The 18,064-nt window shown below is 36.6% G+C and carries 20 protein-coding genes; 11 read left to right on the top strand and 9 right to left on the bottom strand.

The window, feature by feature from the left end; translation table 11 throughout:
- Positions 1-509 precede the first annotated feature (509 nt).
- The 9 genes from F9802_RS09190 to F9802_RS09150 all read left to right on the top strand — a co-directional run bounded on the left by F9802_RS09190 (position 510) and on the right by F9802_RS09150 (position 8,752).
- Positions 510-1,505, top strand: a complete 996-nt coding sequence (locus F9802_RS09190; protein ID WP_152151165.1) for a TRAP transporter substrate-binding protein — start codon at positions 510-512, stop codon at positions 1,503-1,505.
- A 97-nt stretch (positions 1,506-1,602) separates the two neighbouring features.
- Complete coding sequence (locus tag F9802_RS09185) at positions 1,603-2,091, top strand: ureidoglycolate lyase (RefSeq protein ID WP_191991831.1); 489 nt, start codon at positions 1,603-1,605, stop codon at positions 2,089-2,091.
- 1 nt (position 2,092) lies between these two features.
- Positions 2,093-3,010 carry a polysaccharide deacetylase family protein gene (locus F9802_RS09180; RefSeq protein WP_152151162.1) on the top strand — a complete coding sequence of 306 codons (918 nt, stop codon included), beginning with the start codon at positions 2,093-2,095 and terminating at the stop codon, positions 3,008-3,010.
- Between the two features lie 31 nt (positions 3,011-3,041).
- Complete coding sequence (locus F9802_RS09175; RefSeq protein ID WP_152151160.1) at positions 3,042-3,539, top strand: TRAP transporter small permease; 498 nt, start codon at positions 3,042-3,044, stop codon at positions 3,537-3,539.
- A gap of 4 nt (positions 3,540-3,543) precedes the next feature.
- Positions 3,544-4,818: a TRAP transporter large permease gene (locus F9802_RS09170; protein ID WP_152151158.1), complete on the top strand. Its 1,275-nt coding sequence runs from the start codon at positions 3,544-3,546 to the stop codon at positions 4,816-4,818.
- Positions 4,819-4,928: 110 nt separating this feature from the next.
- Positions 4,929-6,281, top strand: coding sequence for a dihydroorotase (locus tag F9802_RS09165; protein WP_152151156.1), 1,353 nt, complete (start codon positions 4,929-4,931; stop codon positions 6,279-6,281).
- Between the two features lie 2 nt (positions 6,282-6,283).
- Positions 6,284-7,534 carry a Zn-dependent hydrolase gene (locus F9802_RS09160; protein WP_225435270.1) on the top strand — a complete coding sequence of 417 codons (1,251 nt, stop codon included), beginning with the start codon at positions 6,284-6,286 and terminating at the stop codon, positions 7,532-7,534.
- Between the two features lie 131 nt (positions 7,535-7,665).
- Positions 7,666-8,397, top strand: coding sequence for an IclR family transcriptional regulator (locus F9802_RS09155; RefSeq protein WP_152151151.1), 732 nt, complete (start codon positions 7,666-7,668; stop codon positions 8,395-8,397).
- 196 nt (positions 8,398-8,593) lie between these two features.
- Positions 8,594-8,752 (top strand): YfhE family protein, encoded by a 159-nt coding sequence (locus F9802_RS09150; protein WP_152151149.1) that lies wholly within the window; start codon positions 8,594-8,596, stop codon positions 8,750-8,752.
- A 161-nt stretch (positions 8,753-8,913) separates the two neighbouring features.
- Here the strand turns inward: F9802_RS09150 and F9802_RS09145 are convergent, their stop codons facing one another.
- From F9802_RS09145 to F9802_RS09105, 9 genes are all read right to left on the bottom strand, one after another.
- On the bottom strand, positions 8,914-9,804 hold the full coding sequence (locus tag F9802_RS09145) for an alpha/beta fold hydrolase (RefSeq protein ID WP_152151147.1): 891 nt from the start codon (positions 9,802-9,804) through the stop codon (positions 8,914-8,916).
- A gap of 154 nt (positions 9,805-9,958) precedes the next feature.
- Complete coding sequence (locus F9802_RS09140; protein WP_152151145.1) at positions 9,959-10,201, bottom strand: DNA alkylation repair protein; 243 nt, start codon at positions 10,199-10,201, stop codon at positions 9,959-9,961.
- A gap of 96 nt (positions 10,202-10,297) precedes the next feature.
- The gene (locus tag F9802_RS09135) at positions 10,298-10,708 is read right to left on the bottom strand and encodes a DUF3021 domain-containing protein (protein WP_152151143.1); all 411 of its coding nucleotides are present in this window, start codon (positions 10,706-10,708) and stop codon (positions 10,298-10,300) included.
- 2 nt (positions 10,709-10,710) lie between these two features.
- Entirely contained in the window at positions 10,711-11,163 is a 453-nt protein-coding gene (locus tag F9802_RS09130) for a LytTR family DNA-binding domain-containing protein (protein WP_152151141.1), read from the bottom strand.
- Positions 11,164-11,823: 660 nt separating this feature from the next.
- Complete coding sequence (gene ssuE / locus F9802_RS09125; RefSeq protein WP_152151139.1) at positions 11,824-12,375, bottom strand: NADPH-dependent FMN reductase; 552 nt, start codon at positions 12,373-12,375, stop codon at positions 11,824-11,826.
- Between the two features lie 61 nt (positions 12,376-12,436).
- Positions 12,437-12,730: a hypothetical protein gene (locus tag F9802_RS09120; RefSeq protein WP_152151137.1), complete on the bottom strand. Its 294-nt coding sequence runs from the start codon at positions 12,728-12,730 to the stop codon at positions 12,437-12,439.
- Positions 12,731-12,739: 9 nt separating this feature from the next.
- Complete coding sequence (locus F9802_RS09115; protein WP_152151134.1) at positions 12,740-13,165, bottom strand: riboflavin kinase; 426 nt, start codon at positions 13,163-13,165, stop codon at positions 12,740-12,742.
- A 63-nt stretch (positions 13,166-13,228) separates the two neighbouring features.
- Entirely contained in the window at positions 13,229-13,981 is a 753-nt protein-coding gene (locus F9802_RS09110; RefSeq protein WP_152151132.1) for an SDR family NAD(P)-dependent oxidoreductase, read from the bottom strand.
- A gap of 55 nt (positions 13,982-14,036) precedes the next feature.
- Positions 14,037-15,128: an LLM class flavin-dependent oxidoreductase gene (locus F9802_RS09105; protein ID WP_152151130.1), complete on the bottom strand. Its 1,092-nt coding sequence runs from the start codon at positions 15,126-15,128 to the stop codon at positions 14,037-14,039.
- A 119-nt stretch (positions 15,129-15,247) separates the two neighbouring features.
- Here F9802_RS09105 and F9802_RS09100 point away from each other — a divergent pair, with 119 nt between their 5' ends.
- Positions 15,248-16,123: a LysR family transcriptional regulator gene (locus tag F9802_RS09100; RefSeq protein ID WP_152151128.1), complete on the top strand. Its 876-nt coding sequence runs from the start codon at positions 15,248-15,250 to the stop codon at positions 16,121-16,123.
- 509 nt (positions 16,124-16,632) lie between these two features.
- Positions 16,633-18,063, top strand: coding sequence for a Na+/H+ antiporter NhaC (nhaC, locus tag F9802_RS09095; protein WP_152151126.1), 1,431 nt, complete (start codon positions 16,633-16,635; stop codon positions 18,061-18,063).
- Position 18,064: the final 1 nt, after the last annotated feature.

Raw genomic sequence — 18,064 nt, 5'->3', positions numbered from 1 at the left:
GTAAACTCATAACGAGTTTTCTTTATAAAATAAAGTGACTAAGATGAAATTGTTTGTTTAATGATATAGTAATTAATTTTAAAAATAAGGTTCCAATTAATAATATTATTCAAATGCTGAGACCCTTGGTTTTATTAGGGTGTCAGCATTTTTTGTGTCCTTTTTCAGTTTTAAATCGCTAGGGTCTTATTTTAATAAACGATCGAATTAAGAATATGAATTGAAGGTTGATCACGATCTAGCGTCTAGGCAGCTTACAGCGCTCAAAATGAATAAGAAGAATGGCTTATTTAAGACGAGGTAAGGAAAAGAATCTTTATTTATACGTTGGCCAGTAATTTTTATTGTTGAGCAATTATATAAACCACTCCTGTGAAAACGATTACTTTCAGAAAATTCCATAAAAAAATCCTTGCCAAATTCCGATATTTTAATATAAAATATCAATAAATGATAACAGGTTATCAATTATTGATAATTGTCTATCTAAAATAAAGGGGTGAAATCAGATGAAAAGATTTTTGAAAAGTGCATTATTCATCGGAATTGCTTTATTGTTCATAGCAGGATGTTCAAATGGGGAAAAACAGAATGCGGATGGGACTATTACTCTTGAACTAGGACACGGAGGAAGTTTAGATTCTCACCTTAACGAAGGTGCAACTAAATTTAAAGAACTAGTTGAAGAAAAATCAGAAGGCAAAGTTACTGTGAATATCCATCCGAACTCTGAATTAGGTGCAGAAAGGGAAATGACAGAATCTGTACAAGCTCAAAGTTTAGATGTGGCTATCGTTTCCACTGGACCCGTCGGAAATTTTGCTGATAAAGTAAACGCTTTAGATTTTCCGTTTTTATTTAGAGATCACAAGCATGCTGAGAAAGTGTTAGACGGCAAGGTTGGCGAAGAAATATCTAAACAATTAGAGGAGACAAATTTAAAGAATTTATATTGGGTAGATAATGGGTCATACCATATAGTTTCTAATGAAAAACCAATAAATAAGGTTGCAGATTTGAAAGGATTAAAATTTAGAACACAAGAGAACCAAATCCAAATTGATACCATTAATGCTTTAGGCGCAACGGCAACACCTGTTCCGTTTAGCGAACTTTTTCTTGCAGTTCAGCAAGGCGTAGTTGATGGCCAAGGTAATTCTCTGGCTGTGTTAATTCCAAATAAATACTACGAAGTTCACAAATATTTAACGACTACAAACCATATGTATTCTGCTGGAATGATCCTGATGAACAATGAAAAATTCAATTCATATCCTGCAGATGTCCAAAAAATCTTAATGGAGTCAGCAAAAGAAGCTGGTACGCACGAGAGAGAGTTTGTTCAGAAGTTAGAACAAGAATATAAGAAAACCGCACAAGAAAACGGTATGAAAATAATTGAAAATGCAGATTTAAAACCATTTAAGGAAGCAGTAAAGCCTGTTTATAAGAAATATGAAGACAAATATGGAGAACTCCACAAAATTATCGAAGAAACAAAGTAATTAAATATAAACATTCAACTTTCTATAGTTTTCCTTTTACTATAGAAAGTTGTTATTTCACTAAAAGGTAGTGAGTCAAATTTTTCAGAATATTAAGTTGTTAAATGAACATAATTTTCAAAGTTACGGACATGTTCTTAATACTGACAATAACTTTAACATTATAAATGAAGGAAAAAGTTTCAAGTGGAATCACTTAGTGCCTTTTAACACTTTTTTATCTAAAGAAGGCCATAATATAGGAATTCTAAGGACGGAGTTATTTGATGCAACAATTAGCAAATTAGAAAGACATCGATTTACTTCTCAACTTTTCTATCCGATTAGCGGAAAAAGGAGCTTAGTTGTTGTCGCTAAAGGCAGTGAGAAAGAAATTGATATGTCAAAAATAGAAGTTTTTATGATGAATGGCAATCAGGGAGTATGTTTTCACCCTTTAACATGGCATTATCAACTGATACCTATTGATGGTCCAACGGAATACTTAACAATTATGTTAAAAAGCGACAAGCCGGACATCGAATATTCAAATGAGTTCCCACCCTTTACCATTGAGAAAAAAACAATTCTTGGAAAAGAGGTATGAAATGCAAAAAATTAATGAATTAGATATACCGGGTCCTAAAAGAGATTATATCGGTTATGGAAGAAGTGGTTTTTCTGTTAACTGGCCAAATGATGCACGAGTCGTTCTGAATGTTGTTGTAAATTATGAGGAAGGTTCAGAACAAATGAAATCCTTAGGTGATATAGAGAACGAAGGGTTTGTTGAGTTTCCAAATTCAATTCCTAATAATATGAGGGATTTAGCGGTTGAATCTGTATATGAGTATGGCAGCAGAGTAGGAATTTGGAGATTACAAAGATTATTTGATGACCTTGATATTCCAATTACCGTGTTTGGATGTGCATTAGCTCTAGAACGAAATCCAGAGGTAGGCTCCTGGATTAAGGAAGCCGGACATGATGTTTGCTCACATGGCTGGAGATGGGAAAAGGTTTGGAATCTAACCCGAGAACAAGAAAAAGAGCATATTTCATGGGCAGTGAAATCGATTGAAAAAACTTGTGGGATCGCACCACAAGGGTGGTATTGCAGATATGGGCCTTCAATCCACACTCGAGAATTACTTGTTGAGCATGGAGGATTTGTTTACGACTCTGATGCGTATAATGACGAACTGCCTTATTATACAAAAGTTAATGGGATAAAACACCTTATTGTTCCTTATTCTCAAACATTAAACGACGGGAAGTTCATTCGTCCTCAAGGTTATGGAGGTCCTGCAGATTTCTTAGATTCATTAAAAAGAACTCTAGATTACATGTGGGAAGAAGGAGAAACTCACCCGAAGATTATGTCCATTGGATTGCATCCAAGAATTATTGGTCAGCCTTCTAGAATATCCGCATTACGTGAATTTCTTGAATATGCCAAACAAAAAGAAGAAGTTTGGATAGCTAGACGGTTAGATATTGCGAAACATTGGTTAGGACATTATTGAATTTCATTCTCTAAATAAGGAGCAATGCTATATGAGCAGCATTATACAAATGGTTGACAATATTAATAAAGGTATAAGAGTATTTATCGCTCTTAGTTTAGGAATTATGTCAATTGTTATCATAGCACAAGTAATATCAAGATATTTTTTTGGCGCTGCTTTTACTTGGGCTGAAGAAGTTTCTCGTTACTTAATGGTTTATTCCGTCTTTTTAGGTGCAGCATTGGCATTAAGGACGCACTCTTTAATAGCGGTAGAGGTAATAGCTGAAAAAATATCATTTCATGCAAAAAGAACGCTGAAGATTATTGTTTATCTTCTAGCGATTATATTTTTTAGTGTTTTACTCATTAAAGGGATAAATATACTTGGCAATGTGCAAATGCAACGTACTCCTGCTTTGCAAATCTCTATGTCAATCCCTTATTTAGCAATCCCTGTTGGAGCGGCAGCACTTATATTAAATTCTGTAGCAGTTATTCTAGAATTAATTATAAATAAAAATCCTCCAGAACAAGAGGAGGTCTAATTATATGGTATATGTTTTATTAATTTGTCTCTTTGCACTTTTAGCCTTGTCGGTTCCTATTGCAGTCGCCATTGGTTTATCTTCAGTTATTGCCATAATTTTCGCTGGTAACATACCTTTAGACGTACTTGCACAAAAAACCTTTACTTCTATAGATTCGTTCCCATTAATGGCTATCCCATTTTTTATCTTGGCCGGTACTCTGATGGAAAAAGGCGGTATCGCTAAACGGTTGATACGTTTTTCAAATTCCTTAGTAGGCTCTTTAACAGGTGGATTGGGAATGGTTGTTGTTGTAACTTCTATGTTCTTCGCTGCTATTTCTGGATCAGGAGTCGCTACAACCGCGGCTTTAGGATCAATTCTTATTCCGGCGATGATTAAAAAGGGTTACGATCGAAGTTATGCCGGAGCACTTCAGGCGATCTCAGGTGAGTTAGGAGTCATCATCCCGCCAAGTGTATCCATGATTTTGTTCGGTGTTGCAACTGGCGTATCAATTGGTGACTTGTTCTTAGCAGGTATCATTCCTGGTATTTTAATAGGTGCCTCATTGATACTGATGGTATTCATTATATCGAAAAGAAGAGGATATAAAGGTGAGTCTAACATTCCAAAAGGGGAAGTACTAGCCGCTTTTAAAGATGCCTTATTAGCCTTATTTATGCCAATTATCATTTTAGGCGGCATATATGGTGGAGTTTTTACACCAACAGAAGCAGCTGCAGTTGCGGTTGCCTACTCATTTATTGTAGGCTTCTTCATTTATAAAGAAATAAAAGTTAAAGATCTAGTAGCTATTTTATCTAAATCAATGATTACAACTTCAATAGTAATGTTCATTATTGCTAACGCAGGTCTTTTTAGTTTCATTTTAACAAGAGAAGGGATTCCTCAAAAAGTAGCTACGTTTTTCTCAGAGGTAACAGCATCACCGATTGTATTCTTATTAATTATCAATATTTTGCTGTTAATTATTGGTATGTTCTTTGATGGCGGTATTGCCATTATTATATTAGCTCCTTTATTGACACCAGCTGCCGTAGCATTGGGGATTGACCCTGTTCATTTCGGTATTATCATGATTACTAATTTAGCCATTGGAATGTGCACACCACCATTAGGCGTCAACTTATTTGTGGCATGTCAAATAGCTAATATTAGATTAGACCAAATTACAAAAGCTATTCTTCCTTTCTTAGCAATAATGATCATAGATGTGCTTTTAATAAGTTATCTGCCTCAATTGAGCTTATTTTTGGTTGAGTTATTTAAATAATAATGTAGGCGGTCTAAAACAAGTCTTCTTTTGAGGATTTAGCAAAGTGATAAATATGACATAAAAAACACAGTCTTTTAGATACATTGAAATTTGTTAGGAGGATATACATGAGCAGTGTGATAACCATTAAAGGAAATATAGTTTTGCCAACAGAGATATTGTTTGATTCCTATTTAACTATGAGCGATGGGAAGATCACTGATATTTCTAAAGAAACAACTAGCGCTAATGTTATTGATGCTACTAATCAATATATTCTGCCAGGGGCCATTGACGCCCATGTTCATTGTTACAGTTCATTAGCAGAAGGATTCACCAACGCAACAAGGTCGGCCGCTGCAGGTGGAGTGACAACGATCATTGAAATGCCATATGATGCAGATAAATTAATTTGTACACAAGAACTTTTTGATAATAAAATAGGGCTTTTAGAACAAGAAGCCGTTGTAGATGTGGCTATGCTAGCGACAATCGCACCCCAAGGTGGCCTTGACCAAATTCCTTTATTAGCACAATCAGGAGCATGTGGATTCAAAGTTTCTTTATTTAATACTGATTCAACACGTTTTCCAAAAATTGATGAAGGTGAATTATTTGAAGCATTTCAGGAAATTGAAAAAACCGGAAGACCGGTCGGAGTTCATGCAGAAACGGACTCCATTGTAAGAAAATTTATTGAAAAGCATGCAGAAGAGGGTGAAAATGACCCGGCTGCCCATTGTAAAAGCAGACCAAAAGTGGCTGAATCAACAGCGGCGCTAACAGTAATGGAATTAGCACACTATACGAATGTAAAACTTCATTTATATCATTGTACTTTCCCCAGGGTGTTTGATTTAGTTGCTTACTATAAGGAGCAGGGAACAAACGTTACAGCTGAAACGTGTACTCATTACTTAACATTGTGTGAAAATGATATGAATAGATTAAAAGCAAAAGCGAAAATTAACCCTCCGCTTCGTTCTGAATCAGATATGGACATTTTATGGGAATTGTTAGCACTTAATCAAATTGATATGGTGACATCAGATCATGCCCCTTGGACGATAGATAAAAAACAAGCAGATAACATTTTTGAAAATTCATCGGGTGCACCAGGTGTTGAAGTGCTGCTGCCAATTTTATTTAGTGAGGGTGTAGCAACAGGAAAAATATCTTTATTACAACTCGTTAAAGTGTTAAGTGAAAACCCGGCCAATCGTTTTGGATTAGGTCATCGAAAAGGAAAAATAGAAGTTGGATATGACGCAGACATTGTTATCTTAAATCCGGAAGAAAAGTGGGTTTTAGATGAAAGCCAAATGCACTCTACTGCAGGATGGAGTCCATACAATGGAATGGAGATGCATGGAAAGGTTAAACGGACTTTTGTAAGAGGAAAAGAAGTATTTAATGGCAAAATAACTGGTAATCCTGGTGACGGTACATTCATTAGTGCTGTGCATACTAGAGAGGTGTAATGATGAACTATTTTGATCAAAATGATGAAAGAATAAAAAATGACATACTTGTCCTGTCTAAAATGATCAATGAAAACGCCGAGGGATATACTAGAAGGCCTTTTACAAAGTGGTATGCACAAAGTCGAAAATGGTTAGCAGAAGAAATGAAAAAATGTGGACTAGACGTTCAGATCGACGCTGCTTCAAACCTGATCGGTAAGCTTGAGGGGGAAAACAAAGAATTACTTCCCATCATGATCGGTTCCCATACGGATACCGTGACGGGCGGCGGAAGGTTTGATGGGATCATTGGCGTCGTGGCAGGGATTGAAATTGCTAGACAATTAAAAGAAAAAAATATTAAATTAGAGCATTCTCTATTAATTGTAGACTTCACGGCTGAAGAGCCTAGTGAGTTTGGCATTTCAACTATTGGCAGCAGGGGAATGGTTGATAATTTAACTGAAGAGATGTTAAACCGAAAGGATCCCGAAGGTTTAGTGCTTCGTGAAGGGATAAAACTTGCAGGGGGAAGACCGGAGGATATTTCTAGAGAAGCTTTAAAAGCTGGAGATGTTTCTTTATACTTAGAATTGCATATTGAGCAAGGTCCTGTTTTAGAGCAAACGAATAATGAGTTAGGCGTAGTCACTGGAATTGTAGGAATTCAGCGTTACCAGATTACCGTGAATGGACAACCCAATCATGCGGGAACAACCCCAATGAATATGCGATTTGATGCTTTAACTGGTGCCTCTAAATTAGTATTAGCGATAGAAGAAATTGCAAATAAGCCCTATGAAGAGCAAGTGGTTGGTACTGTAGGCAGGTTATTTGTTGAGCCGAATGGATCAAATGTTGTTCCGGGAAGAGTTGTATTTGATGTTGAGTTACGCTCATTAAACACAAATATAGTCGATCATATGGTTGAACAAATAAAAACTGAAATTAAAAGCATTGAAAATAGCAGGCAATTGTCTGTTTCCATTGATAAATTATCGCAATCAGACCCAATAGTAGTTAAAGAAGAAGTAATAAAAGGAATTGAAGCAGGTTGTAAAGGAGTAGGAAGAACCATTTATTTACCTAGTGGGGCAGGACATGATGCCAATCAAATAGCTAAAATTGCTCCAATAGGTATGATTTTTGTCCCTAGTAAAGATGGTAAAAGCCATTGTCCTGAAGAATGGACGGAGTACGACCAAGTGGCGAAAGGCGTTAAAGCATTAGGCAATGCCCTTTTATATTTTGATAAAAGAGATAATTCATAGCTTTTTCAGGTTTTTGATGTACATTTTAGTCTGAGAGCAGCATCTATGGCCTCCTTACTAAAACCCCCTCATTCCGTTAGGTTAGGGGGTTCTTTTTAAATACATAGGAAATCTTCAAGGAGAGAATAAAAATGAGTACAATGAAGACTCTAGAAATACTGGACTTATTTGATTTCGAAACTAGGGAATTAACTGTTGCTAAAATATCAGAGAAATTAAATCAGCCGCAAAGTACCGTATATAGGCATGTGAGAATATTAAAAGAAAAAGGATACTTGATGGATGATCATGAAGGAAATTATAAACTAGGTTATAAATTTTTAAAATTCGCTAAAATAGTAACGATGGATACGAATATAACGGTCGTATCAAATCCTATCATGCAGAAATTAACAAAAAAGATAGGGGAAACCTCACAATTAATGGTTTATTCAGATTTGCAGGCTATTTGTCTTTCATCGGTTAATTCTGGAGAAAGAATCCAAGTCTCAGCGGAGGTCGGCCAGATCTTCCCATTGTATGGAGGATCGTCCTCAAAAGCTTTACTTGCTTTTCTTGATGAAAGTATATTAAAGGAACTATTTGAAAAAGGTATAGTAAAAAAACACACTGAAAATACAAAGGCAACTATTGATGATCTGAAAAAAGATTTGCAATTAATACAAAAAAGAGGATACGCATTTTCAGATGGTGAAATTGATCAGGGAGTTGCAAGTTTTGGTGTTCCAATTTATGACTATAACCATAGAGTGATTGCTTCTTTAAGTATTGTCGGCCCAAGAGAAAGATTATTAGAAAAAGATGATAAAGAAATCATTACTGAATTAATTAAAGCTAGAGATGAAATTCAAAGTTTTTTATAAAATGAAAGTTGTTATTGGATTGTTAACATATAAGTGAAAAAACAGACGAATGAACATTACCGTTCATTTGTCTGTTTTTTTCCAGGATAATTTGTTGAATCGTTAAGTTCGGAGGATCAAGTTGGCCGCATAAAACACAAATCCTAAGGTAAGAATAAGAAATCAATCATTATTAATGAGGAAGGAGAAGTGGAAGATGGATAAGAAGGAGATTAAGAAAAAGACTCCGCATCAACTAATGTCTGAAGAAAATAATGGGTTGAGCGGTACGCAAGAAGTTTTGTATCAGAGTGAATTTAATAAAGCGGATGCAGCGTGGAAAAGTGAGGATAAGAACGAGGGTAATAACCAGTAATACACAAAAGCAAAAAGGTAACGAACAAGGGATGTCCAAAAAGCTAAACTATGGGACATCCTTTTTTTTCATTACAGTCAGTACTCATTAGTTTATAGGCGGCCGTCTTGTATTTATAGTCGGTTAAACCAAAATTACAGTCGGCTAGCACCGATTTACAGTCAAATCTCTTCTCGATAATGCGTATGTAAAAAGGAAATCATATCGCCGTTGATGCACTCAAGATAACGGTGCGAAGGAAAGTGACCCATATTGTAGGCTCTCCACTCCAATAAATTTCCAAAGATGTCAGCTGCTTTTTTGAATAGTTTATTCTCTGGGAAAAAGACGTCTTGCATCCCAGCAATGACTAAAGTGGGAGCATGATAGTGCCGCAATTCTTTTTTTAGTGACAGTTTTGGAAGATTGCGTTCAAGGGACACGTGCTGAAAGATCGTTCCGATGATTTCTTCATCAATGGCTTTCATGCTGCCCGCAGACATGGCATTCGCGATGGCTTTTCTATATTTCGTTGAATCGGTTAGTTGATAAAGGGTAAAAGAGAGAGACATTCTTTGAATGAGCCACCATTTTGAAAATGCACATATACCGGTCGGAACGACTAAAATGGCGCACGATATTTTCTCCGGATAATAAGCAGCCAGTCTTAAAACGATGCCGCTTCCGTAAGACACGCCAGCGAATGAGCACTTTTCGATGCCGTAATGGTCTAATAAATCGCTGACCCACAAGGCGAAGCTGTCGTCTTCGGGGCATATTCTCGTTTCATCACTATACCCGGGGTGCCCAATGAGATCAGGGGCATACACTTTATATTTGGCGAACAAACGTTTAAACCAGGAAAGTGTCATCGGGTTCAAGCAATTGGCGCCATGGAAAATAAATAACGGCTGTCCGTCTTCTTTGCCCAGTTTTAACACATGCGTTTTTCCAAATCTCGTCTGTACATAATCTCTTTCTATTTCGCATTCAAATAATTGCAAATAATCTTCATATTGGCGTAAAAGATGCTTTTTTATATGTGGGTGATCATAAATAGACGAATTTTCCATAAGCCTGTCCTCCTTATAACAACAGTATGCTTTTTTTTAACAAGATTTATAAATATCCTGTTAATTAGCCGTAACTTTAGAGTAGCAGGTCAGATTATGAATAAAATGCTTTAAGCAAAAGAGAAATCCCGCTTCAATAGACGAAGCGGGATGGTTATTTCTCACCGAATTTAATAAACGTCATTTCATCTTCAATCAATCCGCAGGCAGCGCATTGGATTCTCCGTTTAGGCCCGTTGTAAGCTGCATGGAAAGGACCCGGGTCATTTACACCTTCAAATCGTTCAATGACTTCTCCTGTTTGAGGATCTAGTCTGACTGCCTGAGCAACTTGTTCAACAATGTTAAATCTAGACCGGTTCGTTTTGCAGTTTGGGCAGCAATATCGAGTACTCATAAGAACCCCCTATAGTGAGTGATATCAATTATGATGTCCAGAAGCAGTCATTCTTATTATAATGAAAGGCTAAGTTCCATTCATTCCCTGTAAGATTCAAATGTGCCGCAAATCATCATTCAATTTTTTTGCTTCATTTTTAAAGTAAAGGTAAAAGCAAATCCATGAAATAGCATAAATGACAATAAATAAAGCAGTGAAAGAGAGGAAGCTTTTCATCTCAAAAGGAATCCAGCCAATACCGAAAGACAAAGTAAAGTAGAGAACAGCGACGGTAGCGAAGTGCAGGGCCGTTTGTTGCAGCAGGCGGAGTGATCTTGTTTCAAAATATAGGGGGGTGACTGAAAAGAACCAGCCGCAAAAGATCGTACCAAGTGAATTTTTGAGGAACATCCCGCCGTCCAGCCACTCTTTCCCGCCGAAATAAACGATCGCGTTCGTTGTCACAACTGAGACAAATGCTCCGAAAAAGATACCGATTAAACTTCTAAATAAAAAGGTTTTCATCTTTAATTCCTCCTATTAATTTTTAACGCTTCTTTAATGGTACTGACGTAATGTCTTGTCACGTATTCTTTTATGCCTGATTTGAAATAGACACAAAGTGTTCCGTTAAATGACGCTTCGAAATGGCTAAGTTCGTGAAGATTGGCGATGACCGATTTGGAAAGCCGGACAAATCGCTTTGACGGAAGCAGCTGTTCGAGTTCATACAGCTTTTCCTTCACTTTAAATTCCCCTTTTGAAGTGACAGCGAGTACCGTGTCCGCCTGAGAATAAAAATAGTGGATGTCGAACGGTTTTAAAATGTGCCGCATATCGCCGTCTTTGCCGACGATGAATTCCAGCTCTCTTCCTTTCAAAAAGTCAAGAATCTCCTTAATCGAATCATTTGCCTCCTTACATTGAATCGTCACTTTCGTTTCTTCATAATCACTGTCAATGTCTAGTGACACTTTCATTTGAACTGATCTCCCCTTTGATGTTTCCTCTTTATCCATATTGTGGTAGTTATCTGGGCTATTGTCTGTCTTGGAAAGGAAAAGCTTGCTAATGGATGGTCTTGAGTTCAGTTGGTCTAAAGCTTTCTATCTACCTGCAAATTGAATGACGAATACGAAGCTGATAGAAATAAAGGCCGATTGATCAAAAATAAAATGTTGGTTCCATAAGATTATTGCAAGTCACTTGCGTTTTCAATATCCATCTATCACCCTCCATTTACTGCCGTTTTTGTTAATCCCATTGTATGATGGAACCGGCTTTCTGTATCTGCAATAAAGATGACACGACACAAAAATAGAGTGACTTGCATAATTCGGCCGGTCAAACACATGAATATGCGAAATTACTTTTAAAATGGAAAAAAGAAGTGACAATAATAGGGAGGAAAGAAGAGGGGAGAGTGAGCGGGAAGGGGGCATATTTGCATAATTGCCATGCATAAACTCCAAAAAAAATGTGTAAAGAGCAGTGTTGATAAAAAAGCCCAATTTTAAGGAATTTATATTTCTCACCTATTATGATTTCAAGAGTTTTCTTTACTGCATCTAAAATAATTAGGTCCTCATCTTTTGAGAGATGAGGACCTTTGTTCTCATGATGAGCTTTGTTAGTTAGTTTTATTTGTGAATTGAAGATGCGCGTCGGCTTTCTTCTTCCCGTACAAGATGCAGCACATGGTCAAGTCGCTCTTCAGCCTGAGGATGGATCAGAAATTGATCATTTTCCGCGTACTCAACTTGTGTATCAAGCACGAATGCACCTTTCAAAATCATTCTCGCACCTAAGGCAGATAGTACCGGCTTCAAAGCATAATCAATGACTAGTAAGTGACCAAACGACCCACCAAGCACAAGCGGCAAAACTGTTTTCCCCTCAAATCCTTTTTGTGGAAGTAAGTCTAAATAGGTTTTCAAAATACCACTGTACGCAGCTTTATAAATCGGCGTTACGATAATAACAACTTCCGCTGCTGCCACCTTTGCATTAGCTTCTATGATGGGCTCACTTTTAAAGTTGGCGCTGATTAAATCTTCTGCAGGCAATTCATGAACGAGAATTGTCTCAAATTCAAACTGATTCTCAGAAAGGAACTTTTCTGCCTTGTCTAGCACTCCCTTTAATCTTGACTTTCGAGTATTGCCTCCATAAATGATAACTGCTTTTGTCATGCTAGCTCATCCTTTCTATATTTATAGAAACTCGACCTTTAGGGAAATTTATATATTTGGATTAGGCGTTTTCTTTCAAGCCTCTATCTATGAACACTTCCCAAAAATTGTTTAAGCTAGTAGTCAAACCACCAGGCCCTAATTTAATCTTTTGTCTTTTATTACTAAGGTGATTTAGACTTTGAGAAAATTTCAAAATATAATGACGACGCTGAGTAATGTCCTTCACCCCTTTTTGATAAAACCAGGAGTCAATGGTGTTGTATATGCCGCGGTTTATTCCAAATTCAGCATCAAACCATTGTACAAATAATAAATCAGGTAGATGAATAAGGCTGTTTATATCATTTTTCATATATTCTCCTTATACATTAACGAAGTGATTTTTATTTTGATTACTATAATCCATAAATAGAAACTTTCCTTTAACATAAGCAACATCACGACGGATTTGTTTAACAAGTTCCGAAACATCTTTAAAGAGCCTTTCTTTTCTTACTGGAAAACAAATATCCACATTTATCTTTTCATGATAGATATTTTTATTAAAATCCAATAAATGAACTTCGTAGCTTACCTCAGAGTGATCATTAAATGTTGGCCTTATTCCTATATTCATTATTCCTGGGAATTTACTTCCTTTCCAGTCGACAATTACTCCATAGACTCCATAATCTAAACGAGGAAGTTCAGATAATATATGCAAGTTGGCCGTGGGGAAACCAATCGTGCGGCCAATTTGTTTCCCTAAAATGACCCTTCCATGAATGGAAGAAAGGATTGAACTCATTTCGAAGCACTCCTTTGAAGAGTAAATACACAGTAAGTGTTGTCTGCTAAAAGTCCCAATGGTTTATTTTGCGGTATAACCTCCATCTATTACTAATTCAGTTCCAGTAACAAATTTCGATTCGTCTGAAGCAAGATAAAGGACTCCATATGCAATATCTTCAGGTTTTCCTAAATACGGAAGTGCTGTTTGGCTGTAAATATATTCACTACGTTCCTCATCAGTAAGCTGTTCTTCGGTCATAGGGGTTATAATATAACCAGGGAAGACAGAGTTTACACGAATATTACACTTTGCATAATCGATTGCTGTATGCCTCGATAAGGATCTAACAGAACCTTTTGACGCAACATATGCAGCAGAGCTGCTTCCTCCTACGATACTATCAATGGAGGAAATATTAACAATCGAGCCTCCACCCGTCTTAAGCATTTCGGCAATTACATATTTCATACCAAGGTAAACCCCTGTTGAATTGATATTTTGAATCTTATTCCATTCATCTAAAGTACAGTTTTCGATATTATTCGAGATAATAACTCCTGCATTATTAACAAGAATATCTACTTTTCCATAAGTTTCAAGAGTCTGTTCTATCACTGTTTTCCAATCTTCTTCCGAAGACACATCCAGCTTTATGGAAATGGCCTCACCTCCAACTTCCTGTATGTTTGAAACTACTTGTTGGAGAAGGTCAGTTTGTACATCAACAGCAACAACTTTTGCTCCTTCTTTTGCGAAAATTTCAGCTTCAGAAGCGCCCTGTCCACTGGCTGCTCCTGTAATTATGGCTACTTTTCCGTTTAAACGCCCCATTAACAACACCTCTTCATAATTTGTAAAAATACTATTTGGACTTGTGAGAAATCCATTAATAGTAAACTTTTCGATTTTGTTTTAATCTCGGAAGGACCTCTTCCTTTAATAGTCTCATTGATTTTTTCCATACTTCAGGATTGTCAAGGTAATCGTAACCAGGGGTTAGTAAAGTACCGAAACCGCCTGAAATTTCATAAAAATGATCTAGTTTCTTTGCCACAGTATCAGGTGAGCCGATAAACCAACAATTTTCCGCTATATAATCTACTGTCACATCTTCATCTGGAATATTCTCATCCTCTTTAAAAATAGACAATCTGCCTAAATTCTTAAATAAAGGAATGGTATAGTCTCTAAAATGTCTTCCCATCATTGAATTTACCGAATGCTCATAGGCTTCTTCATCCGTTTCAGCCACAAAAACGTTTTTACCGACTCTCCAATCTTGGCGATCAGGGGTTCTGCCACTACGTTTTGCGCCTTCAACAACCGACTCCCAGTTTTTAGATGCAGCGCTATGTCTATAAGCTAAACTCATAGGGATAAACCCTCGTTGTCCCGCGATTTTTAATGTTGCTGAGTGAGGACTCAAGCCAGCTACCCCAATTGGAGGGTATGGTTTTTGATAAGGCGTCATATGAGGACCTAACACTCCGTACATCCGATCAGTTTTATTTACATTCCAGTAGTTACCTCTGTATTCAAAAGGTTCATTCTCTGTCCAGAATTTAAGAATAATTTCGAGTGCTTCCGCTGTCATCTTCACATTTTCACCCGTACTTCCATCTACGTTGAAAAGAGCTAAGTCACTGCCTAAACCACTCGATCCAACACCGAATAAAAATCTACCTTGAGCTAAGTGGTCTAAGTAAGCTACACGATGAGCCAATTCAGCCGGATGATGATAAGGCAATAAGTGTGCACCAACACCTAGTTTGATCTTTTTTGTCTGAAGCAGTGCCTGGGCTACTACGAGGTCAGGAGCGGGAATTGGTTCCCATTCCGCTGTAAAGTGTTCTCCCATCCACACTTCTTCATAATCTAATTTATCTGCATACTTAATCATTTCTAAATCCCATTGTGTCGCATCATAATAAGATCTTTCCGGCGGGTGAGAAGCATATAAAAATAGGCCTAGTTTCATCGTAAATTCCTCCAAGTAAAATGTATTTGTTAATTTATACTATAATCATGGTATTTACATAAGTAAAATGAATATTTATAATATTCAGCATAAGAATAATGAATGTATGAGGTGAGAAAATGACCATTTCACGATATGAAGTATTCAGTAGAGTGGTAGAATTAAAAAGTCTTACAAAAGCTGGAATCGAGCTTAATTTAACACAACCTGGCGTAAGCCATGCCATTAATAGCCTTGAAACAGAATGGGGAATACCGTTAATTACAAGATCCCGATCGGGCGTTCAATTAACAAATGATGGAGCACGTATACTCAAACATATTCGTGAACTATTACGAGTCAATGAAGAAATTAATCAGGAAGTGGCTGCAATAAAAGGAATAGAAGTAGGAACGGTCAAGATAGGAACCTTCGCAAGTGCAGCTTCTCAATGGCTTCCTAAAATAATCACTTTTTTTCAAAAAAGCAATCCTAATATTGAAATTAAATTATTTGAAGGAGATTACAAAAGTATTGAGCAGTGGTTATTAAATAATGAAGTTGATTGTGGATTTATCGTTCTTCCTTCTTTGTCTAAATCGCTCAAGGTAATCCCATTAAAGGAAGATCCAATGGTTTGTATTGTTTCAAATCAGCATCCGTTACATAAACAAGACAAAATTACATTTCGTCAGATTGAAAAAGAACCATTTATTATCCCTAAAGAGGGAGGGGATACTGATGTAACGCGGATTTTTAAAGAACATAATATTAAACCGAATATTAAATATGAGTTGTATGAAGATAAAGCTATTGTTTCAATGGTTGAAAATAATCTTGGTATCAGTATTCTTTCAGAAATGGTAGCACTGGATGAGTCCTCTAAAGATTTTTCTATTCTTGATTTAGAGGTTGATAGTTATCGTTTGATTGGACTTGCAACTACGTCCAGTGTATCTCCAGCAACCGAAAAATTTATAGAGTGTGTAAAATCATGGGTGAAGCAGTTTGCTTAAGCTTTTATACTACATAATCTAATTTGTTTGATGAGGGAAGAGATGCGATGAAAATATTAGTTGCATAAGTAAATCTAATTCTTACTATTACTTATATTCATTTTACATATGCGAAAAATTGGTCAATACTTTAAATCAGTTGTAAAAATTTAATATTCTGTATTTTCAATTTAAAAAAGGAGGATGAGCTATGTTTTTTGAACAAGGTTGGCTAAGCTTAGAATTTCGATAACACCCCATTGTCTTGTTGCTGTCTCCTGTCGATACTTAAGAGATATGTAAACTCACTGCCGTCTAATGTTTTTTGCAATAACAAATTATTTAAAAGTGAATATAGATCAACGAAACTCGCAAAATACAATAAAGCAGTGTTAAACCGTAATTAGGATGGATTATCTTTTTTAAGAATAATAGTCCTCTTTAAATTGACCATGGTTATAAAGAGAAGAATATGGTTAATTAACGGAATGTTCTGTATCAAATTTGAATAATAGGACTGGGGGATATACATGCCAAAAATAAGTAAACAACCTCGACTTCCAAGTGTGAGAGAAATTATTGTTCTTTTATTGTTTTTCATGGCTATAATGTTCAGCTCAGTTAGTGTGTTTGAAATAGATATTTCACTCTCTCTTTTTATTGTCTGGTTCGTCGTTATATTCTTTGGACTGTATCTTGGACATACGTACGATGACCTTCAAGAGTCAATTATTAAAGGGATAACTAACGGACTTCAAGCACCATTAATTATATTAGCTGTCGGTTCTTTAATTGGAACGTGGATTGCAGGAGGGGTTGTACCGAGTATTATTTATTACGGCCTAGAAATCATGCATCCGAGTGTTTTTTTACCAGGTACAGTTATTATTTGCGCTATTACTTCGTTAGCTACTGGCACTTCATGGGGGACCGCAGGAACGGCTGGCATAGCCATGATGGGGATTGGTCAAAGTTTTGGACTGCCACTGCCACTTGTTGCTGGTGCTGTCATCTCGGGATCATTTTTTGGTGATAAGCTGTCACCAATTTCTGACACGACCGTGTTAACTGCATCTTTGTCTAAGGTTAAGTTGATGGATCATATTCGATCTATGCTTTATGTTAGTCTACCAGCGATCATTATTACGGCAATTTTGTTTTATATTGCCGGAATGCTATATGGAAATGAAAACGTGGATGTGAGTAAGGTACAAGAAAACGCTAATGCTTTGAACAGCCATTTCAATATAGGATGGTATTCACTCATTCCTGCTTTAATTGTTATGATGTTATTAGCTTTAAATAAGCCATCCATACCAACAATAACGTTTGGTGCACTTCTTGGGGTGATTTGGTCTTGGGCATTTCAAGGGGTGGATTTTATTCCGGCATTAAAAACAGCTTATGAGGGATACAGTGCAAATACGGGTATTGAATTTTTAGATATATTGTTAAATAGAGGCGGCATTAGTTCTATGTCCGGGTTAGTTGTATTTTTCTTGGTTGCTCTTGGCTTTGGTGGGTTAATGGAGCAAACAGGAGTTATAAAAGTAGTCAGTGATATTCTTTCACGGTGGGCTAAAAATGCTGGAAGATTAACTGTTTCAACGATAGCGGCAGGATTCTTTGGGAACTTTTTTGGAAGTGCTGCTTTTGTAGCTCTTATTACAGCTACTAAAATGACAGGAGAAAACTATGACAAACTTAAAATAGAACGACGTGTACTCTCAAGAAATGCAGAGACGGGAGGAACATTGACTGGTGTAATGATTCCTTGGACAGAAAACGCCATGTACATGACAGCGGTTCTTGGTGTATCTACCTTTGCGTATGCACCGTTTGTATGGTTTCCTTTTATAGCAATTACTATCGCAGTTATATATGGCTATACAGGGAAGTTTATCTGGTATGTAGAGGATGAACCTACAGTTGAAGAAGAATACAGGGCACATACGCAGTAAA

The organism is Bacillus aerolatus (assembly GCF_009183655.1).
GTDB lineage: Bacteria > Bacillota > Bacilli > Bacillales > Domibacillaceae > Pseudobacillus > Pseudobacillus aerolatus.
Note: the sequence above shows the minus strand (reverse complement) of the source record. Positions and strands in the feature narration are given on the sequence as shown.